Annotated in this window: 23 protein-coding genes; 8 read left to right on the forward strand and 15 right to left on the reverse strand. The window is 54.3% G+C overall.

Going from position 1 to position 19,797, the window contains the following annotated elements; translation table 11 throughout:
- Positions 1-167: 167 nt before the first annotated feature.
- Entirely contained in the window at positions 168-722 is a 555-nt protein-coding gene (locus ACE38U_RS06635) for a YtfJ family protein (protein WP_038476115.1), read from the forward strand.
- Here the strand turns inward: ACE38U_RS06635 and cysQ are convergent.
- The gene (cysQ, locus tag ACE38U_RS06640) at positions 712-1,458 is read right to left on the reverse strand and encodes a 3'(2'),5'-bisphosphate nucleotidase CysQ (protein WP_038476118.1); all 747 of its coding nucleotides are present in this window, start codon (positions 1,456-1,458) and stop codon (positions 712-714) included. The two genes, ACE38U_RS06635 and cysQ, sit on opposite strands and share 11 nt — an antisense overlap.
- Before the next feature lie 201 nt (positions 1,459-1,659).
- On the opposite strand from cysQ, the gene ACE38U_RS06645 reads away from it, so the two are divergent.
- Positions 1,660-3,591: a bifunctional 2',3'-cyclic-nucleotide 2'-phosphodiesterase/3'-nucleotidase gene (locus tag ACE38U_RS06645; RefSeq protein ID WP_375529383.1), complete on the forward strand. Its 1,932-nt coding sequence runs from the start codon at positions 1,660-1,662 to the stop codon at positions 3,589-3,591.
- Positions 3,592-3,596: 5 nt separating this feature from the next.
- Here the strand turns inward: ACE38U_RS06645 and ACE38U_RS06650 are convergent, their stop codons facing one another.
- Positions 3,597-3,992, reverse strand: a complete 396-nt coding sequence (locus ACE38U_RS06650; protein WP_038476124.1) for a winged helix-turn-helix transcriptional regulator — start codon at positions 3,990-3,992, stop codon at positions 3,597-3,599.
- A 92-nt stretch (positions 3,993-4,084) separates the two neighbouring features.
- Between ACE38U_RS06650 and ACE38U_RS06655 the strand changes: the two genes are divergently transcribed.
- The 3 genes from ACE38U_RS06655 to ACE38U_RS06665 all read left to right on the forward strand — a co-directional run bounded on the left by ACE38U_RS06655 (position 4,085) and on the right by ACE38U_RS06665 (position 6,895).
- Positions 4,085-4,933 (forward strand): SDR family oxidoreductase, encoded by an 849-nt coding sequence (locus ACE38U_RS06655; RefSeq protein ID WP_375529384.1) that lies wholly within the window; start codon positions 4,085-4,087, stop codon positions 4,931-4,933.
- A gap of 94 nt (positions 4,934-5,027) precedes the next feature.
- On the forward strand, positions 5,028-5,849 hold the full coding sequence (locus ACE38U_RS06660) for an AraC family transcriptional regulator (RefSeq protein WP_176982464.1): 822 nt from the start codon (positions 5,028-5,030) through the stop codon (positions 5,847-5,849).
- A gap of 80 nt (positions 5,850-5,929) precedes the next feature.
- Positions 5,930-6,895, forward strand: coding sequence for a DMT family transporter (locus ACE38U_RS06665; protein WP_038476133.1), 966 nt, complete (start codon positions 5,930-5,932; stop codon positions 6,893-6,895).
- Between the two features lie 62 nt (positions 6,896-6,957).
- Here the strand turns inward: ACE38U_RS06665 and ACE38U_RS06670 are convergent, their stop codons facing one another.
- Complete coding sequence (locus ACE38U_RS06670) at positions 6,958-8,613, reverse strand: methyl-accepting chemotaxis protein (RefSeq protein WP_176982444.1); 1,656 nt, start codon at positions 8,611-8,613, stop codon at positions 6,958-6,960.
- Positions 8,614-8,857: 244 nt separating this feature from the next.
- On the opposite strand from ACE38U_RS06670, the gene ytfE reads away from it, so the two are divergent.
- Positions 8,858-9,520, forward strand: coding sequence for an iron-sulfur cluster repair protein YtfE (ytfE, locus tag ACE38U_RS06675; RefSeq protein ID WP_038476139.1), 663 nt, complete (start codon positions 8,858-8,860; stop codon positions 9,518-9,520).
- 72 nt (positions 9,521-9,592) lie between these two features.
- On the opposite strand, the gene cycA is transcribed toward ytfE, so the two are convergent.
- Both cycA and bamJ read right to left on the reverse strand, forming a co-directional pair.
- Positions 9,593-11,005 carry a D-serine/D-alanine/glycine transporter gene (cycA, locus tag ACE38U_RS06680; protein ID WP_038476142.1) on the reverse strand — a complete coding sequence of 471 codons (1,413 nt, stop codon included), beginning with the start codon at positions 11,003-11,005 and terminating at the stop codon, positions 9,593-9,595.
- Positions 11,006-11,282: 277 nt separating this feature from the next.
- Complete coding sequence (bamJ, locus tag ACE38U_RS06685) at positions 11,283-11,903, reverse strand: BamJ family beta-barrel-assembly machinery protein (protein ID WP_038476145.1); 621 nt, start codon at positions 11,901-11,903, stop codon at positions 11,283-11,285.
- A 274-nt stretch (positions 11,904-12,177) separates the two neighbouring features.
- On the opposite strand from bamJ, the gene ACE38U_RS06690 reads away from it, so the two are divergent.
- Complete coding sequence (locus tag ACE38U_RS06690; protein WP_038476148.1) at positions 12,178-12,774, forward strand: OapA family protein; 597 nt, start codon at positions 12,178-12,180, stop codon at positions 12,772-12,774.
- Between the two features lie 231 nt (positions 12,775-13,005).
- Here the strand turns inward: ACE38U_RS06690 and rplI are convergent, their stop codons facing one another.
- The 4 genes from rplI to rpsF are packed head-to-tail and all read right to left on the reverse strand — an operon-like array spanning position 13,006 to position 14,447.
- Entirely contained in the window at positions 13,006-13,455 is a 450-nt protein-coding gene (gene rplI / locus ACE38U_RS06695) for a 50S ribosomal protein L9 (RefSeq protein WP_008460412.1), read from the reverse strand.
- 41 nt (positions 13,456-13,496) lie between these two features.
- Positions 13,497-13,724, reverse strand: a complete 228-nt coding sequence (rpsR, locus tag ACE38U_RS06700; protein WP_000135199.1) for a 30S ribosomal protein S18 — start codon at positions 13,722-13,724, stop codon at positions 13,497-13,499.
- Between the two features lie 4 nt (positions 13,725-13,728).
- Positions 13,729-14,043: a primosomal replication protein N gene (gene priB, locus ACE38U_RS06705; RefSeq protein WP_008460409.1), complete on the reverse strand. Its 315-nt coding sequence runs from the start codon at positions 14,041-14,043 to the stop codon at positions 13,729-13,731.
- A gap of 8 nt (positions 14,044-14,051) precedes the next feature.
- Complete coding sequence (gene rpsF / locus ACE38U_RS06710; RefSeq protein ID WP_038476158.1) at positions 14,052-14,447, reverse strand: 30S ribosomal protein S6; 396 nt, start codon at positions 14,445-14,447, stop codon at positions 14,052-14,054.
- 347 nt (positions 14,448-14,794) lie between these two features.
- Between rpsF and yjfY the strand changes: the two genes are divergently transcribed.
- On the forward strand, positions 14,795-15,070 hold the full coding sequence (gene yjfY / locus ACE38U_RS06715; protein ID WP_038476161.1) for a DUF1471 family protein YjfY: 276 nt from the start codon (positions 14,795-14,797) through the stop codon (positions 15,068-15,070).
- 82 nt (positions 15,071-15,152) lie between these two features.
- Here the strand turns inward: yjfY and ACE38U_RS06720 are convergent, their stop codons facing one another.
- From ACE38U_RS06720 to ulaA, 6 genes are read right to left on the reverse strand one after another with little or no spacing between them, the layout of a single operon-like run.
- Complete coding sequence (locus tag ACE38U_RS06720) at positions 15,153-15,842, reverse strand: L-ribulose-5-phosphate 4-epimerase (RefSeq protein WP_038476164.1); 690 nt, start codon at positions 15,840-15,842, stop codon at positions 15,153-15,155.
- Entirely contained in the window at positions 15,829-16,698 is an 870-nt protein-coding gene (locus ACE38U_RS06725; RefSeq protein ID WP_038476166.1) for an L-ribulose-5-phosphate 3-epimerase, read from the reverse strand. The genes ACE38U_RS06720 and ACE38U_RS06725 overlap by 14 nt, the downstream gene beginning before the upstream one ends.
- 9 nt (positions 16,699-16,707) lie before the next feature.
- Entirely contained in the window at positions 16,708-17,364 is a 657-nt protein-coding gene (locus ACE38U_RS06730) for a 3-keto-L-gulonate-6-phosphate decarboxylase UlaD (RefSeq protein ID WP_144244040.1), read from the reverse strand.
- 10 nt (positions 17,365-17,374) lie between these two features.
- Positions 17,375-17,839: a PTS ascorbate transporter subunit IIA gene (gene ulaC, locus ACE38U_RS06735; RefSeq protein WP_176982447.1), complete on the reverse strand. Its 465-nt coding sequence runs from the start codon at positions 17,837-17,839 to the stop codon at positions 17,375-17,377.
- 9 nt (positions 17,840-17,848) lie between these two features.
- Positions 17,849-18,154, reverse strand: a complete 306-nt coding sequence (ulaB, locus tag ACE38U_RS06740) for a PTS ascorbate transporter subunit IIB (protein ID WP_038476172.1) — start codon at positions 18,152-18,154, stop codon at positions 17,849-17,851.
- Between the two features lie 13 nt (positions 18,155-18,167).
- Positions 18,168-19,562, reverse strand: coding sequence for a PTS ascorbate transporter subunit IIC (ulaA, locus tag ACE38U_RS06745; protein WP_038476175.1), 1,395 nt, complete (start codon positions 19,560-19,562; stop codon positions 18,168-18,170).
- Positions 19,563-19,797: the final 235 nt, after the last annotated feature.

A 19,797-nucleotide genomic window follows, 5' to 3' on the forward strand; every position in this document is an offset into this window, starting at 1 on the left:
ATTTTTAAATGTAAAAAACGGCAGCGTAAGCCTTCAAATTTCAGGGTTATGTGCGTCAGCCCGCAAACTGGCATTTTGATTGCGGGACAGATGCTTATTCAGCACATATGCTTAAATCATCGACTCAAGTGGTCGGATCACCTGCTAACAACAATAAGGAGTCACCTATGACTTTGCGCGGAATGCTGGCGCTGTCTCTGCTGCTGCCGTTAATGGCCTCGGCCCATAACTTTGAGAACAACCAGCGGGTTTCTCCTATCGGTATTACCGACAGGGGCGAGCTGGTGCTGGATAACAGTAAGTTTAGTTATAAAAACTGGAATAGCGCGCAGCTCCCTGGGAAAGTGAGAGTCCTGCAGCATATTGCCGGGCGTTCAAGCGCTAAAGAAGAAAATGCGGCGATGGTCGAGGCGATTAAAGCGGCGAAATTCCCACACGATAAGTACCAGACCACGACGATTGTGAATACCGATGATGCTATCGTCGGCACCAGCATGTTCGTGCGCAGCAGTATCGAAAGTAATAAGAAAGAGTTTCCGTGGTCGCAGTTTATCGTCGACGGCAACGGCGTAGCGGCCAAAGCGTGGCAGCTGCAACAGGGCGGCTCCGCCATCGTGGTACTGGACAAGGAAGGGCGGGTTCAGTTTGCGAAAGACGGTCCGTTAACCCAGCAGGAAGTGCAGCAGGTTATCAGCCTGCTGCAAGGGTTGCTCAGTAAATAGAGACGCGGAAGCCGGGGTTAAGGAACGACTCGCGCGGGGTATAGTCCAGCGGCTTGCCCTGCCAGTCATGAACGTGCGCCCCGGCGGCGACCGCTACGGCATGGCCCGCGGCGGTATCCCAGATATTGGTTGGCCCAAAACGCGGATAAAGCTGAGCCTGGCCGTCGGCCACCAGGCAGAACTTCAGCGATGAACCAATGGCCGTGGTCTGATGCTCTCCCATCTGCTGGAGGTATTCTTTCAGCTCGCTGTCGCTGGCGGCGTGAGAACGGCTCACAACTACGCGAGGTGGGCGGGCGTCACGCACATGAATTTGGTTGCGAACGCCACACTCTTCCTTCCAGGCCTTCCCTTCTGCCGCGCTGTACATGATCTTCAGCACCGGGGCATACACAACGCCCATCACAGCTTTCCCACCGTCGATAAGTGCGATATTCACGGTGAACTCGCCGTTACGTTTAAGAAACTCTTTGGTGCCGTCTAACGGATCCACCAGCCAGTAACGCTGCCAGCCCTGGCGCGTATCCCACGACTGGGGATCCTCTTCAGACAGCACAGGGATATCCGGCGTTAAGGCCTTTAATCCTTTCAGAATAATGTCGTGCGCGGCAAGATCGGCGGCCGTGACCGGCGAATCATCAGTCTTATGCGTCGCCTCAAGCGGCTTCTCTCCCTCATAGACCTGCATGATAGCGACCCCGGCCTCGCGGGCCAGCTGGCAAATTTGTTCTAACATTCTCCACCTCGTGTTGTGTCTCTGCGCTACACCGAGCGAATAACTTATTGTTTTACTTATATCTCATTGCACCCCGATGCGCTATCTGTGAAGCATTTCCGGTTTAACGGGCGAATTTTCTGGCAGACTTCACAAAATTGTAAGCAACAGTCTGTATATACATTGCCCTTTGTGGCGTACCTCTAAAAAGGACATTTAAACATGATTAAGTTTAGCGCAACGCTTCTGGCGACGCTGATAGCCGCCAGCGTCAATGCGGCAACCGTTGACCTGCGGATCATGGAAACGACCGATCTGCACAGCAACATGATGGACTTCGATTACTACAAAGATACGCCTACTGAGAAGTTCGGTCTGGTACGCACAGCAAGTTTAATCAACGCTGCCCGCGGCGAAGTCACCAACAGCGTACTGGTGGATAACGGCGACATTATTCAGGGCAGTCCGCTGGGCGATTACGCGGCGGCAAAAGGCCTTAAGGCCGGGGAAATCCACCCGGTCTATAAAGCGCTGAATACGCTCGACTATACCGTCGGCAACCTTGGCAATCACGAATTCAATTACGGCCTCGACTTCCTGCATAAAGCCCTCGCAGGTGCGAAGTTCCCGTACGTTAACGCCAATATCATCGACGTGAAAACCCAGAAGCCGATGTTCACGCCGTACCTGATTAAAGAAACCGAAGTCAAAGACAAAGACGGTAAAACCCAAACGCTGCGCATCGGCTACATCGGCTTCGTGCCACCGCAAATCATGACCTGGGATAAAGCGAACCTGACCGGCAAAGTAACGGTGAACGACATCACCGAAACCGCCAGGAAATACGTGCCGGAAATGCGCAAACAGGGCGCGGATGTGGTGGTGGTGATTGCCCACTCGGGGCTTTCCAGCGAACCTTATCAGGCGATGGCCGAAAACTCGGTTTACTACCTCAGCCAGGTGCCGGGCGTGGACGCCATCATGTTCGGCCATGCTCATGCCGTGTTCCCAGGGAAAGACTTTGCCAATATTAAAGGGGCCGATATCGAAAAAGGCACCCTGAACGGTATTCCTGCCGTGATGCCGGGCATGTGGGGCGATCATCTCGGCGTGGTAGATCTGGTGCTGAACAACGACTCCGGCAGCTGGAAAGTCACCGGCAGCAAGGCCGAAGCACGGCCGATTTATGACAGCGTAGCTAAAAAGTCGCTGGCCGCAGAAGACGAGAAGCTGGTGAAAGTGCTGGAACACGATCACAACGCAACTCGTGAATTTGTCAGCAAGCCGGTCGGCAAGTCAGCGGACAACATGTACAGCTATCTGGCGCTGGTGCAGGACGATCCTACCGTTCAGGTGGTGAATAATGCGCAGAAAGCCTACGTCGAGAAATACATTCAGGGCGATCCGGATCTTGCCAACCTGCCGGTACTCTCCGCCGCAGCACCGTTCAAAGTGGGCGGACGTAAAAACGATCCGGCCAGCTTCGTTGAAGTAGAAAAAGGCCAGCTGACCTTCCGCAATGCCGCCGATCTCTACCTTTACCCAAACACGCTGGTGGTGGTGAAAGCGACCGGCAAAGAAGTAAAAGAGTGGCTGGAATGTTCCGCCGGGCAGTACAACCAGATCGACGTGAACAGCGCTAAGCCTCAGGAACTGATCAACTGGGACGGCTTCCGTACCTATAACTTCGACGTCATCGACGGCGTGAACTACCAGATTGACGTTAGCCAGCCGGCCCGCTACGACGGCGAATGCCAAATGGTGAACCCGAAGGCAGAGCGCATCAAAGTTCTGACCTTCAAGGGCAAACCTATCGATCCGAGCGCGGTCTTCCTGGTGGCGACCAATAACTACCGCGCCTACGGCGGCAAGTTTGCCGGCACCGGCGATAGCCACATCGCTTTTGCTTCACCGGACGAAAACCGCTCGGTACTGGCTAACTGGATCGGCGCTCAGGGCGAAATTCACCCTGCCGCAGACAACAACTGGCGTCTGGCGCCGATAGCCAGCAAGCAGCCGCTGGATATCCGCTTTGAAACCTCGCCAACCGACAAAGCAGCCGCGTTTATCAAAGAAAAAGGGCAATACCCAATGAAAAAAGTCGCTAACGACGACATTGGTTTTGCCATCTACCAGCTTGATTTAAGCAAGTAAGTCTCTCAGGCGTCCCGTTTTTCGCGGGACGCCATCACCTGCGGCAAATTCTCTTCTATCCAGTCGGCCAGCGCGGCCACTTTATCGGCAATTTCATGCCCCATCGGCGTCAGCGTGTACTCCACGTGCGGCGGCACAACCGGGTAAGATTTGCGATCTACAAAACCGTCCGCTTCCAGCCATTGCAGCGTCTGCGCCAGCATCTTCTCGCTCACGCCGCCCATCTTGCGCCTTAAATCGCTGAACCGATGAGTGCCGTCCTGTAATGCCACTAGAATTAAAACACCCCAGCGGCTGGTCACGTGCTTCAGCACGTCCCGCGACGGGCATTTATCGCTAAACAGGTTGCCGTTGCGCATTTGCTCACCCAGCGTCATGGGCGCTTCGCTGATTTCACTCATTTAACACTTACCTTTTTGTACGTACTTACTAAAAGTTAGTTAGGGTGTTAGTGTGGCACAACTTGTTCGAAACATCACCCAGGAGATTTATCATGATTGCGATTACCGGCGCATCCGGCCAGCTAGGCCGCCTTGTGATTGAAGATTTACTGAAAACGGTGAAAGCCGAAGAGATTGTGGCCGTGGTGCGTAACCCGGCCAAAGTAGAAGATTTTGCCCGCCGAGGCGTGCAGGTTCGTGCGGCGGATTACGGCGACGTGTCAGCCCTGGCGAAGGCTTTCTCCGGCGTGGAAAAAGTGCTGCTGATCTCCTCCAGCGAGGTAGGTCAACGAGCCGTTCAGCACAGCAATATTATTGCCGCAGCAAAACAAGCGGGCGTTAAGCTCATCGCCTACACTAGCCTGCTGCATGCCGACAAATCGCCGCTGGCCCTTGCCGAAGAACACATCGTCACCGAGCAACAGCTCAAAGAATCCGGCGTAGCGTTCGTGCTGCTGCGTAATGGCTGGTATACCGAAAACTATCTGGCCAGCGTACCGCCGGCTATTCAGCATGGCGTGTTTATCGGCAGCGCCGGGGAAGGCAAAATCGCCTCAGCTACGCGTGCTGATTACGCGGCAGCAGCAGCTAAAGTCCTGACGCTGGATAACCAGGCGGGCAAAGTTTACGAGCTGGCGGGTGACCACGGCTGGACGCTAACGGAACTGGCGGCGGAAGTAAGCCTGCAAAGCGGCAAACCTGTGGTTTATCAGAACCTGGACGAAGCCGATTTTAAAGCTGCACTTCAGGGCGCAGGCCTGCCGGAAGGTTTCGCGGCGCTGCTGGCAAACTCCGATGCAGGCGCGGAAAAAGGCGGTCTGTTTGACGACGGCCACCAGCTCAGCAAGCTGATTGGCCGCCCAACGACCTCGCTCAGCGACAGCGTCAAAAGTGCCCTGTAGTTGTTAAAAACTGGTTGTTAAAAACTGGTTAATAACTAGCCCTGCACGCGGACATCTCTATAATAACGGGAGAGTCCGCGTGGAGAGACAGAGCGTGCAGGGAGTTCCCGAGCAGTTTAGCGATGAGAGAGACAGCGCCCAGTTCCGGCATTTGCCACAGCTGCCGGGCGTTGAGCTTTATCACGCCCATATTGCGAAGTACGCCTTTGAACCTCACACCCATGAAGCCTTCGGCATCGGGGCCATCACCTGGGGAGCAGAACGCTTCCGCTATCGTGGCGAGCAGCTGGTTGCCCCCACGGATTCGCTGGTGCTGATGAACCCGGACGAGCTGCATACCGGCGAAGCCGCCAGCGAAGACGGCTGGCAGTACCGCATGATTTATCTGGAGCCCGATCTGCTGGAGTCGCTAACCGGGGAGAGAAGCTGGTGGTTTAACGCCGCCGTGAATCACGATCCCGCCCGCGCCCGCCAGGTTTCGCAGTTTATCGCTGGCCTGTGGCAGGCCGAAGACACGCTGACCCAGCAGGGGCTACTGCTCAACCTCGTCGAAGCTTTTCGGCCCTATGCGCGTCATCTGCCCGGACTCCATGAGGCGACCAACCGCTTCGCCCTGGTGCGCGAGTATCTCTACGATAACTACATGCACACCATCACCCTTGAAGATTTAGCGGCGCTGATGTCCCTTAGCCCTTACCATTTCCAGCGACAGTTCAAAGCCTGCTATCACGTCACCCCGCATCAAATGCTGATGGCTATCCGCCTGTGGCACGCCAAGCAGTTTCTTACCGACGGCATGCCTGCCGCTCAGGTTGCCGCCGCCAGCGGCCTGACGGACCAGGCGCACCTGACCCGGGCGTTTGCCCAGCGCTACGGCATTACCCCCGTGCGTTACCAAAAGCAGGTCACCCGCTAACAAGACAGCAACCTGGTACAATACGCCGTCGCGCTGCGCCCCTACACTGCGGCTAAATTGTGTTGTTGCAGGAAATGAAGATGTTAAGTGGTGTGTTGTACGCCCTGCTGGCGGGGCTGATGTGGGGATTAATTTTCGTTGGGCCGATTATTGTCCCGGACTACCCGGCGGCCCTGCAGTCGACCGGCCGTTATTTAGCCCTTGGGCTGATTGCTATTCCCATCGCCTGGCTTGGGCGCAAACGCCTGCGCGAGCTGAGCCGCCAGGACTGGTTTACCGCCCTGAAGCTCTCAAGCGTGGGGAATCTGATTTATTACGTCTGCCTGGCGAGCGCCATTCAACGTACCGGGGCGCCTATCGCGACGATGATCATCGGCACGCTGCCGGTCGTTATCCCTGTTTTTGCTAACCTGCTGTACAGCAAAAGGGATGGGAAGCTGCCGTGGCGGCGTCTTGCCCCGGCGCTGGTGGTGATTGCCGCTGGTTTGATCATGGTGAATACCGCCGAACTTCGCGGCGAGCAGGCCGATTTCAGCTGGTGGCGCTACGTGAGCGGTATTCTGCTGGCGTTTGTTTCGGTTGCCTGCTGGGCCTGGTATGCCCTGCGCAATGCCCGCTGGCTGCGTGAGAACCCGGACAAAAACCCGATGATGTGGGCCACGGTTCAGGGGCTTTCCACGCTGCCGTTTTCGCTTATCGGCTATATCGCCGTGTGCATCTGGATGGGCAGCCACGAGACGGACTTTACCCTGCCCTTCGGCCCGCGCCCTGAAGTGTTTATTACTTTGATGCTGGCGATTGCCATTCTCTGTTCGTGGCTGGGCAATCTGTGCTGGAACATCGCCTGCCAGCGCCTGCCGACGGTGATTGTCGGCCCGCTGATCGTCTTTGAGACCTTAGCCGGCCTGGCTTACACCTTTATGATTCGCCAAAGCTGGCCGCCGCTGTTAACGCTTTGCGGAGTGTTATGCCTGACGATTGGCGTGGTGCTGGCGGTGCGATCCAAACCAGAAAAAACGACGGTGGTTCAGGTTTCCGGGACATAAAAAAGCCGGGGTTTAGCCCGGCCTGAGAGAAAGAGATCCCGGCTTAGCGTAGCCGGGATTTTTTAGAAGGTTTCCCAGTTCGCATCCGAAACCGGCATCGCCTGTTTTGTTTTCAGCTGCGGCGTTTTGGCCTGAGCAACTTTCACCTGCGCCGGAGAGCGACGGTTAATTTTAAACACCGCCACCGCTTCGTTAAGACGAGAAGCCTGCTCCTCAAGCGCAGATGCTGCGGCCGCGGACTCTTCTACCAGCGAGGCATTCTGCTGGGTCACGCGGTCCATCTCCGCCACGGCCTGCCCGACCTGATCGATACCCCGGCTTTGTTCGTCAGACGCAGAAGCAATTTCGCCCATAATATCGGTGACACGAGTAACGGCGCTGACGATTTCCGCCATCGTTTTACCGGCTTCATTGACCAGATCGGAACCCGCATTTACGCGCTCGCCGGAATCGTCAATCAGGGCTTTAATCTCTTTCGCCGCCTGCGCGCTGCGCTGGGCAAGCGTACGCACCTCACCGGCAACCACGGCAAAACCACGCCCCTGCTCGCCCGCTCTTGCGGCTTCTACCGCTGCGTTAAGGGCCAGAATGTTGGTCTGGAAAGCAATACCGTCGATCACGCTGGTAATTTGGGCAATTTTGCTGGAACTGGTGGCAATTTCGTCCATCGTCCGCACCACGCCCTCCACTACGTTACCGCCTTTCTTCGCGGTCGTGGAGGCATCCAGCGCAAGGCGTGACGCCTGGCGGGCGTTATCGGCATTTTGCTTCACCGTGGCCGTAAGCTGTTCCATGCTGGCCGCCGTTTCTTCCAGCGAAGCCGCCTGCTGCTCGGTACGAGAAGAGAGATCGTTGCTGCCAGCGGAAATTTCACCGGCCCCGGTATAAATCGTGTCGGCGCCATCGCGAACCACGCTGACCGTATTCGCCAACGAGGCCTGCATCTCTTGTACGCTGCTTGCCAGCAGCGCCATTTCGTTTTTGCCCTGGGCCTCAATCGGCTGGGTCAGGTCGCCTGCAGCAATGGCACGAATATGGTCCATCACGTCACGCAGAGGCATCAGCAGGACGCGGCGCATCGCCACCCAGCTCATCACAATCACCCCAATCACGCCAAGCATGACGACGCCGAGGATCCACAGAATCCGCTGATAGTCGGCCTGATTATCGCGAACGCCTTCGCTGGAAAGCTCCGCCTGTTCGTCACGCCATTCACGGTAGACCTTCTGCATCGCAACCTGCTTCTGTTCCGCATTTTGCTTGAACATTTGCTCCAGGTTGCCCTGCGCGAGGAAGGTGTTCATTCTGGCGAGCGTGGAAGAGTAGTTGCGGTACTGCTCTTCCAGTTCATCGCTCAGGTGTGGACGTAATCCTGGGGTATCCGGCAGCGCCTGGTATTTCTCAAAATGGCTTTGCGCCTCCGCAAGCAGCGCGTTGGCCGTCGCGACGAGTTCCTGGAGCTGCCCGCCGTTAATCTGGTTGGCCATGCTGCCCTGAATGCGCAGCATGCCTCGGTTCAGCGTCACACGTGCCTGGTTAAGGCCTATCCAGGCATCGGTAAATTCAGCCACGTTCTGGCTGGAAAGCTGAGAAACGGTGAAGTTGTTCTTATCGTTATTGAGGGCATTGATGAAAACCGTGGCTGACAGTAGCTGCATAGCGCCCAGCACAATCAATACGGTAATGAGTAAGGTAATAACTTTCATTCTTTTAAACATGTGTAGCCTTTTCTTATGCAGGTATTGTCCGACGTCTAACTATCGGCAGCGTCCCCGGGTTATTTATGCTTCCCCTCCCAACAAACCACCATTTCTGGGGATTTTTTGTAATCATTCAGTATGTTAAGGAAAAAACTTTTTTTGTGATCCATGTCTCGCTATGAACGCTGCTCCGAAAGGGTTATAGTGCTCACATAAAGATGCATTTAAAATACATCTTATATTTCACTATGAGGAGCCTGCTATGGCCTACCGCGATCAACCCCTGGGCGAACTGGCGCTGACGATTCCCCGCGCCTCTGCGCTATTCCGTAAACTGGACCTGGATTTTTGCTGTGGCGGCAAGCAGACGCTGCTGCGCGCGGCAACACGTAAAGAACTCAACCTGGAAGACATTGAGGCTCAGCTCGCCGCGTTAGCCGAAGAACCGGCGGAGAAAGACTGGCGTGCAGCTCCGCTGGCAGAGATCATCGATCACATCATTGTGCGCTTCCACGACCGCCATCGCGAGCAGCTGCCGGAGCTGATTCTGCAGGCAACCAAGGTCGAGCGGGTGCACGCCGATAAGCCAAACGTACCGAAAGGGCTGGCAAAATACCTCACCATGCTGCATCAGGAATTGAGCAGCCATATGATGAAAGAAGAGCAGATCCTGTTCCCGATGATTAAACAGGGCATGGGCACTCAGGCCGGTGGGCCAATCAGCGTGATGGAAAGCGAGCATGATGATGCAGGCGAGCTGCTGGAGGTTATCAAACACACCACCAATAACGTGACGCCGCCGCCGGAAGCCTGCACGACGTGGAAAGCGATGTATAACGGGATCAATGAACTGATTGAGGACCTGATGAACCACATCAGCCTGGAGAATAACGTCCTGTTCCCAAGAGCGTTAAGCGGCGAATAACTACGATTTTTCCCTCACTAAAAACCTCTCCCTTTTGGGGAGAGGTTTTTTTTAGCACGTATTCTAACGCGTCTATTTCCGGATATTTGCCTGACGTTTCTTACTGATGAAAAGCCAGCCGGCGCCCAGCACCACGAACCACAGCGGCGTCACGATAAGCGCCTGACGGGTGTCGTCTTCAAGCGTCAGCAGAACAATCACAAAGACGAAGAACGCCATACACACCCAGCACATCAGCTTGCCCAGCGGCATTTTGTAGATGGACTTCTCATGCAGGTGAGGACGCTGTTTGCGGTACACCAGGTACGAGCAAAGAATAATAGTCCAGACGAACATGAACAGAATCGCGGAAACCGTGGTGATCATGGTGAAGGCAGCAATCACGTTCGGGTTCACGTAGAGCATCACCACGCCGCCCAGCAGGCAGATACAGGAGAAGGTTAACCCTTTCGCCGGCACCGCGCGTTTGGAGAGCTTGGCGAACGCTTTAGGCGCTACGCCGTCCTGCGCCAGGCCAAACAGCATACGGCTGGTAGAGAACACGCCGCTGTTCGCGGAGGAAGCGGCAGACGTCAGCACCACAAAGTTGATGATGCTCGCCGCTGCCGGCAGGCCGACCAGCACGAACAGCTCAACGAACGGGCTCTTATCCGGCACAACGGAGCTCCACGGCGTCACCGACATGATGATGATCAGCGAGAAGACGTAGAACATAATGATACGCAGCGGGATCGAGTTAATCGCGCGCGGCAGTGATTTCTCCGGGTCTTTGGTTTCAGCCGCCGTGGTCCCCACCAGCTCAATGCCGACGAAGGCAAAGACCGCTATCTGGAATCCGGCAAAGAAGCCGCTGATACCTTTAGGGAACCAGCCGCCGTCGTTCCAGAGGTTATTAAAGGAAGCCTCAACGCCGGACGGAGAATGGAAGCTGGTCAGCACCATCACCAGGCCGATGACGATCAGCGCAACGATGGCGACGATTTTGATCATCGCGAACCAGAACTCCATCTCACCGAACATCTTCACGGTGGCCAGGTTCAGGCTCAGCAAGACCAGCACGACCGCCAGAGAAGCGACCCAGTCAGAAAGCCCGGGGAACCAGAACTGGGCGTAGGCGGTTATCGCTACCACGTCCGCCATGCCGGTCACCACCCAACAGAACCAGTACGTCCAGCCGGTGAAATACCCCGCCCACGGCCCCAGTAAATCCGCGGCAAAATCGCTGAACGACTTATATTCCAGATTCGATAGCAGCAGCTCGCCCATCGCACGCATCACGAAGAACAGCATGAAGCCGATTATCATGTAGACGAAGATGATGGACGGCCCCGCAAGGCTGATGGTTTTGCCTGACCCCATAAACAAGCCGGTGCCGATGGCACCCCCAATGGCAATAAGCTGGATATGACGGTTTGTTAAATTACGCCGCAGCGACTGCTCGGTCGGAGCCTGAGCTTCGTCCGCGACTTTGACCTGATCTACCATGTTAGTATTTTCCTGTACCTGTCTGTTTTTTCAGGCTCTACTGGCCCGTGAACTGTTTTTACGTGATGTTGTTTGCGTGATACGAGGTAAGAATCGGCGGGATAAATAATAAGCACAAGGGTAATGTTAATTTTTTGTTTTATTTGAGTGTGAAATCGCATTCACAGCGGGATATGGCTCACAAAAATACCCGTAAAACGGGTTAATGCAAGATAAAATCACGCTAGTTTATTATCAGGCAATGCAAAACCCCGCGCTCGGCGGGGTTCTGAGGACTTTACAGAATTTCCAGCAGCTCGACTTCAAAGACCAGGGTGCTGAATGGCGGGATAGAAGCACCCGCACCGCGCTCGCCGTAAGCGAGGTTGTGTGGAATAGTCAGTTCCCATTTAGAGCCTACCGGCATCAGGGTCAGCGCTTCAATCCAGCCCGCGATAACGCCGCTTACCGGGAACTCTGCCGGCTCGCCACGCTGTACGGAGCTGTCGAAGACGGTGCCGTCGATTAGCTTGCCGGTGTAGTGCACGCGCACGTGGTCTTTACGGGCAGGAATCGGGCCGGTGCCCTGGGTGATAACACGGAACTGCAGGCCGGATTCGGTGCTGCTCACGCCTTCTTTCTCTGCGTTCTCCGTCAGGTATTTCTGGCCTTCTACAGCCAGCTCTTTCTGACGCTCACGACGCACTTCATCCGCACGCTCATGAACTTCACGCAGGGCGCGGTGTACAACGTCAACAGGAACGGCCGGGGCATTCCCTTCCAGCGCGTCACGGAGACCTGCGACCAGCGCTTCTGGCAGTAAACCTTGCAGGCCTGATTCACTCAGCTGCTGGCCTACCTGTAAACCAATACCGTAACTTGCTTGCGCTTCGACGCTGTCAAAAGAAGGGGTTGTCATGGATTTTCCTTTCATGATGTTTAAAAGCAAGCCCGAAGCATAACAGCGTCAATACGCAGGGTAAATGGCAACGGAGGAAAGGTGACAAATGCAAACGAAACGGGAACAATAGCTTAATCGGGCGTAAAATTGCGGTTTGCCGTCACGGAAACCAGGATTGCTTCAGGCATCAAGCAGTTAGCGTTTATACTCTACATAATTCGAGCTGTAGCCCACATACCAGCAGCTTGAAGTATGACGAGTCTATACTGGAAAAGTATTACTTCGAGGAGGGTTGCCAATGCAATTCGCTGTTAAACCATGGCTTACGCGGATTTGGCATGCACCTGATCATTTCCGCTTGATGGATCCGTTACCTCCCCTGCATCGCCGAGGCATTATCATTGGCTTTGCGCTCGTGATTCTCGGCTTCCTGCTGCCTGGCGCAGATGACGCCAGCCGTCCGGTCACGCGCGACGCGCAGCTTTCCGTGCAGTCCCAGTCGCCTATGCAGGCCGAACTCGCCCCCTCTTCAAATACCAGCAATGCACCGGCCACGCCGGTTGAGCCTCAACGCCTTGAGGAGCAAACTCAGGCTCCCGTCCCCCACGACAATAATGATATCGATCAGCAGTGGCGCTCTTATCGCGTAGCCTCCGGGCAGACAATGGCCCAGCTGTTCCGTGACCATAATTTACCGCCGGCAGACGTTTACGCCATGGCGCAGGTGGAAGGGGATAGCAAGCCGCTGAGTAATCTGCAAACCGGGCAGATGGTGCAAATCAGGCAAAATGCCAACGGCGTGGTGACGGGCTTAACGATTGATATCGGCAACGAGCAGCAGGTGCTGTTTACCCGCCAGCCGAACGGCAGCTTTATTCGCGCGCAGTAAAAATTGAAACCTTAGAAAAGCAAAACGCCAGCACGAGGCTGGCGTTTTTAGACTGGTGACAAACAGCCGAAAAACGTGGTTTTCGGCTGTTTGGGGTAAACCAGAAGAGATACTTTATCTTCTTAATTCAACCCGCATTCAAACATTTCATCGAGATGAACTTCGCCACCAGTTCCTGAAAAGCAAAACGCCAGCACGAGGCTGGCGTTTTTACGAGCAGTGAATAATAAATTATTCAGCTACAACGTTTACAGTCAGTTTAGCGAATACTTCGCTGTGAACCTGGAAGTCCACTTCGTGCTCACCGGTGGTGCGCAGAACGCCGTTCGGCAGGCGAACTTCGCTCTTAGCAACAGCAACGCCAGCTGCAGTAACAGCGTCAGCGATGTCGCGAGTACCGATGGAACCGAACAGTTTACCTTCGTCGCCAGCTTTGGACGCGATGGTTACGGTTTCCAGTGCGTTGATTTTCTCAGCGCGAGCTGCAGCTGCAGCCAGAACGTCAGCCAGTTTAGCTTCCAGTTCTGCACGGCGTGCTTCGAAGAACTCAACGTTTTTCTTGGTAGCAGGAACAGCTTTACCCTGTGGTACCAGGAAGTTACGAGCATAACCCGCTTTAACGTTAACCTGATCACCCAGGCTACCCAGGTTTGCTACTTTATCAAGCAGAATAACTTGCATTACCTTATCCTCTCAAAGTCGTATTAATGGACCGTGACCGATTACTGATGACGATCAGTGTACGGCAGCAGAGACAGGTAGCGAGCGCGTTTGATAGCGCGAGCCAGCTGACGCTGGTATTTTGCACGGGTACCGGTGATACGGCTTGGGACAATCTTACCGCTTTCGGTGATGTAGTTTTTCAGCGTAGCGATATCTTTATAGTCGATCTCTTGAACGCCTTCCGCGGTGAAACGGCAGAACTTGCGACGACGGAAATAACGTGCCATATGGCTAGTCTCCAGAATCTATCAATTCAATCTGCTCGGCATGCAATACCACTTTGTTCAGGCCATTTTTCATCTGATGACAAGTAATGAACCCGTGAACCGTGATTTGCGTACCGACCGTTATACTGTGAGTAATGGCCTGGTTCGCGTGCCCGCTAACAATAACCGGCATTCGGCACCATGCCTGCCGGTTAAGACCGGCTTCCTCTTGCACAGAACGATGCTCAAGCACGAACTGGCAGTGTGGAATTCCTGAGGGGCTGACCTTGCGAAGGGGCGTCTTGCACACTGTGCCAGACAGCGCCAGGCGGTTGGCCATCATCAGAATTACTCTTCAGAATCCCCAGCATCTGCATCATCAGCGGTTTCGCTAGCGAAATCATCGCGACGCTCACGGCGCTCGTCTTTCGCTTTAACCATTGGAGATGCTTCGGTAACCGCGTGCTTAACGCGCATAACCATGCTGCGGATAACGGCGTCGTTGAAGCGGAAGTTAGTTTCCAGCTCATCGATCGCTTCCTGCGGAGCTTCAACGTTCAGCAGAACGTAGTGAGCTTTGTGCAGTTTGTTGATCGGGTAAGCCAGCTGACGGCGGCCCCAGTCTTCCAGACGGTGGATCGTACCTGCTGCTGCAGTGATTGCACCAGTGTAACGTTCGATCATGCCCGGAACCTGTTCGCTCTGGTCAGGATGGACCATAAAAACGATTTCGTAATGACGCATCGAATTGCTCCTTACGGATTATTCAGCCTCCTGTCAGGGTCAGCCGCGGCCCATGGAAGCAAGGAACGTGTTTGAATTGCGGCTGAAAAATTGACGCGTAATCATACTTATCCAGGCCACTAAACTCAAGGCCGCGAGCAAATAAATTCCCTTTATTTCTGCGGATGTCGCTAAGCGTGTGAATTACAAAACAAACCGGCGGATCGCCTAAATATTTTGAAAGAGACCATCAGAAATGGTCACTTTTTATTCAGCCATCAGGGATTACACTTATTGATAACAGGCCGCCACAGCCATTAACAGGAGCGACGACCACTGATTACACATCTGTTGTAGTGGAGCGCATCATGAAAAACATCGTAATTGCCCTTGCCGCAGTACTGTTTTTAAGCGCCAGCGCGTCGGCAGCCATCAAAATCGACGGGCGGCAGGCCAGAAATATGGACGACGTTCAAAGCCTTGGCGTCATTTATATCAACCACAATTTCGCGACCGTCGCTGAAGCAGAAACGGCCATCCAGCAGGATGCAGACCAGCACAACGCGACGTTTTATCACACGATAATCATGAGAGAACCCGGCAGTAACGGCAACATGCACGTCAGTGCAGATATCTACCGGTAGCTTAAGAGTACGCGTAGACACCAGAGAAGACACCACGACCTAAAAATCCATGTTTGACTTGCCCCCGCTTGCGGGGGCTTTTTTATTTGGGCTGTCCATAATATGCACCAGGCCCGTGCTTGCGATGAAAGTGCTTATTCATCAAATAGTCATCAATCACCTTTTGCTTTGGATTGATTTCCCCCGTTATCCAGGCCATACGGGCGACTTCCTCCATCACCACAGCATTATGCAAAGCCTGCCCCGCGTCCTCCCCCCAGGCGAAGGGACCATGCTGATAAACCAGAACGCCGGGCGTATGCAGAGGATTAGCCTGCCCTATGGTTTCGATAATCACCCTGCCGGTGTTGAGCTCATATTCTCCGGCCACCTCAGCGCTGGTTAGCGGACGCGTACAAGGGATATCCCCAAAAAAATAATCTGCATGGGTAGTGCCTAGTGCCGGAATCGATCTCCCCGCCTGAGCCCAGGCCGTAGCGTGGGTCGAGTGGGTATGCACCACGCCGCCAATGTCGGAATAACGCTGATAAAGGGCCAGATGTGTCGCAGTATCCGATGAGGGACGGTAACGCCCCTCAATTACCTCTCCGCTCAGGCTAACAACCACCATGTCATCCGCAGCCATCTGTTCATAAGCTACGCCGCTTGGCTTTATAACAATGCAGCCACGATCTCGATCGATTGCGCTGACGTTACCCCAGGTGAAAGTGACCAGTCCGTGGAGCGGAAGCGCCATGTTCGCCTCGTATACCTGCTGCTTAAGCTGCCACATGGTTTATCTCCACCGGCAGTCCTGCATTTTTCATTCTGAGCAGTACCCAGTCTCGCGCAGCTCGCACCTCGGCGACAGGGTCTGCGGCCGTTTCACTCCACATCTCAATAAGATACGGCCCGCGGTAGCCGCTTTGCCGTAGCGTCCTGAAGCAGCGTTCAAACTCGACAATGCCTGTACCAAACGGCACATTCTTAAACACGCCTGGCAGAGTGTCTTTTACGTGCACGGCGACAATGTGCCCGCTGCCCGCCTGCAGCTCCATCTGCACGTCATTATCCCAGGCCGAGAGATTGCCAATATCAGGGTAGAGCTGGAACCACGGATTATTTAAATAGTGAGCATAGCCCAGCGCCTTACTGATGGAATTCATCAGTGGAGAATCCATGATTTCCATGGCCAGCGTTACCTGAGCGCGAGCCGCCATTTCCAACGCCTGCTGCAAACCATCAAGGAAACGCCTGCGGGTTTCATTATTTGCCTGCTGATAGTAGACGTCGTATCCCGCCAGCTGAATCACACGGATGCCGACGTCCTGTGCCAGCACGATCGCTTTGCCCATGATCTCCAGCCCCTGATTACGCACTTCATCATCTTCACTGCCCAGCGGGTAGCGGCGATGGGCACTCAGGCACATCGACGGCACGCGCACGCCCGTTTCAGCCACAGCCTCCACCAGCGCCCTACGCTGTTCACGGCTCCAGTCCAGCCTTGCCAGTCGTTCGTCTGATTCATCTACCGACATTTCGACAAAATCAAAATGCAGCTCGCCGGCCAGGGCTAAGCGTTCCCGCCAGCACTCCCCTGAGGGAAGCGCCTTTTCATAAATACCCAGTGGAACCCGCTTGTCTAACATCGTTCCTCCTTAGCCCCAGAATTGGGCAATGGTGCGCTTGAACTGACGAGCGGCTTCGACCGGGTTTTCCACATCACGGATGCTGCGCCCGGCGATAAAGACATGGACAGGAATGCCTTTAAATAAAGACAGATCCTCCAGCGCCAGCCCGCCGGTTACGGTCACCTTGAAGCCCATGTCAGCAAGGCGCTTTATCGCGCTGATGTCTTCCTCACTCCACGCAATACCGGCGGCCTGAGCGTCCCGACTGCGGTGGTAAACCACCTGCTGAATACCAGCCTCACGCCACGCCTGGGCCTGCTCCCACGTCCAGAAGCCGGTCAGTTCAATCTGCACATCGCCGTTAAATTCGCCGGCCACTTCCAGGGCACCTTTGGCGGTGTTGATGTCGGCGCAGCAAATGACCGTTACCCAGTCCGCATTTGCTTCAAAACACATGCGCGAGAGAATTTTCCCTGCGTCAGCAATTTTGGCGTCCGCCAGTACGATCTTGTGCGGATAGAGCGCTTTCAGATCGCGAACGGCGCGTACGCCTTCTGCCACGCAAAGAATGGTGCCCACCTCAATAATGTCGACCTCTTCAGCTATCAGGCTCGTTGTCCGGTAGGCATCGGCCAGAGTCTGGTTATCCAGCGCCACTTGTAACATCGGTAATGAATGCGTCATTGACTAGTCCTTATGCAGCCGCCGTTGCGCGGTCGATTAAATCCAGCACCTCTTGCTCTGAGCGACAGGCGCGTAAACGGTCAAAGTTTTCTTCGTCTTCAAACAGGGTCACAATCTGCATGATGCCAACCTCCTGATGAGCATGGGCATCCACCGCCGCCAGCGTAATCAGGATGTCTACCGGGTCATTGTCCTCATGATTAAATATCAGCGGTGTTTTCAAGGTCACCAGCGCAAACCCCGTTTGTTTAACGCCTTCTTCCGGGCGGCCATGAGGCATAGCCAGGCCCGGCGCGATAACAAAATAAGGGCCAAACTGCGCCACGCCGTCGAGAATCGCCTGGTAGTAACGTGGCTCGACAACGCCAGCCTCTACCAGTAAATCAACGCCTATCCCTACGGCCTCCTGCCAGGTACTTGCCTCCGCCTGCAGGCGTACAGAGTGGTTTTTCGCCAACGAATCACGTAGCTTCATACCCACTCCTTACGTCATGTCCTGAGAGAAATGCTCGCCAATCACCGCCATCAGCTTGGGGCCGAAGTCGTCAGCGGAAAGCATGTTGCGTACACCGACCACGTATTTATTGCCCGTCACCGTTATTTCGCTGGCAACGTGGGTCGACGCAATGATGATGTCAGCACCGCTCAATTCGCTTTTGTATTCCCCCACGGCACAGCTATTCACACTGTGGTTAACGCCTTGTTGAGTAAGAAATTGATCCACTTTCATTTTCATAATCATGGAACTGCCCTGCCCACAACCACAAACGGCGAGAATGCGTACGGTCATAATCTCAATTCCTTTAGTTAACTGAAGTTTCAGTGAGAGGTTGCATATCCTCCTCCTTGCGTAACGCACGCCCGGCGAAGAACATATAAACCAGTGCGATAGCGATAACGATGCCCATAAACCACAGGCCAAGGGTGAGCCCCTGCATCAGCGGCGGTGCAAGAATCGACCAGTCAGCCATACCCATCCACGCGCTAAGCCCGGTAAGGTGTACCGCCCAGACGCAGCCAAAGATTTCGATCATCCCCATGGCCAGGCAAATTTTGAGCGCGGCGCGCCAGCCGCCGAAATGGTTAGCGAAGACGCCTATAGTGGCGTTAGAGAAGAACATAGGAATAAAGCCCGGGATTATCATGATCGACGAGCCGCAGGCGATAAGAATCCCGACCGCGATGAGCTGGCCGACGGTGCCCCAAAGGAAGCCCCACACCACGGCATTTGGCGCAAAGCTGTAAATGGCCGCACAGTCGATGGCCAAAACGGCGCCGGGTATTAAACGCTGAGAAATACCGTTGAAAGCCTCTGAGAGTTCGGCCACAAACATGCGAACGCCCTGCACGATGATGAAAATGGCCACCGCGAACTGGAAACCGGTTTGCAATATATAGACAGACCAGTGCGTTTTTCCGGCCATAGCCTGAACGGTATCAAGGCCGAAGGAACAGAGGATTACGCCGAAGAAAAGCGTCATCACAATGGCGGTGGATACAATGTTGTCGTGGAAAATATTCAGCCAGCCGGGTAGCTTGAGATCCTCAACGCTTTCTTCTTTTTTCCCCAGCCATGGCGCAATTTTATAGGCAATCCACGAAGCAAACTGCTGCTGATGGCCAATGGAGAAACCGCTGTTTTCCGTCACCTCCTGCGTCGGCTTGAACATCATATTTGAGGTGATACCCCAATAAAGCGACACCAGCACCGCGGTACAAATAATGGTGGTCCACATCGAGTAGCCGAGGATAAAGAAAAAGACGGCAATGAGCCCCGCCTGCTGAAACATGATATGGCCCGTCAGCATGATGGTACGGATGCCGGTGATGCGGCGCAGCAGCACATAGCAGATGTTCAATGCCAGCGCGAGCAGCACCGCGTATCCCACCCAGCTGTATGCATCACCCATTTTTTCAATTGTCGCCATCATAGATGCATAAGTATCTGAAATAGCGCCGTTAATGCCGTACACCTCCGACATTTTTGCCACTACCGGCTTGAAGGTGCCGGTCAGGATGCCGGACCCCGCCTGGAGCAACATAAAGCCGATGATAGTTTTGATCGTCCCTTTGATAATCACGCTCGCACTTTTGCGAAGCAGCAGGTAACCAAGACAGGTAACGATCCCCAACAGCAACGGGGCGTTAGTCATTACCTGATCAAAAAAGAGGGTAAAGACACGATAAAGGATCTCCATAAAGCTCTCCGTAAGGTGGTCGCTTCCTGCTTGCTTAGAAACAGGCGGATTGAAAATGCACCTACACTCTATTTTTCAAAAATAATCACAACAAGATCAAATATGATTATTTGTGAGATATCCCGCAATTTATTTCCTTCCCGCCTTAAAGTGGCGACTTTTATCTTTTAAAAAGCAAACAAAACCCTTTAAAATCATAAACATACAAAACAAAAAGCATTTTAATTCTTTATAA

Origin of the sequence: Cedecea selenatireducens, assembly GCF_042138895.1 — a bacterium.
Classification (GTDB): domain Bacteria; phylum Pseudomonadota; class Gammaproteobacteria; order Enterobacterales; family Enterobacteriaceae; genus Cedecea; species Cedecea selenatireducens.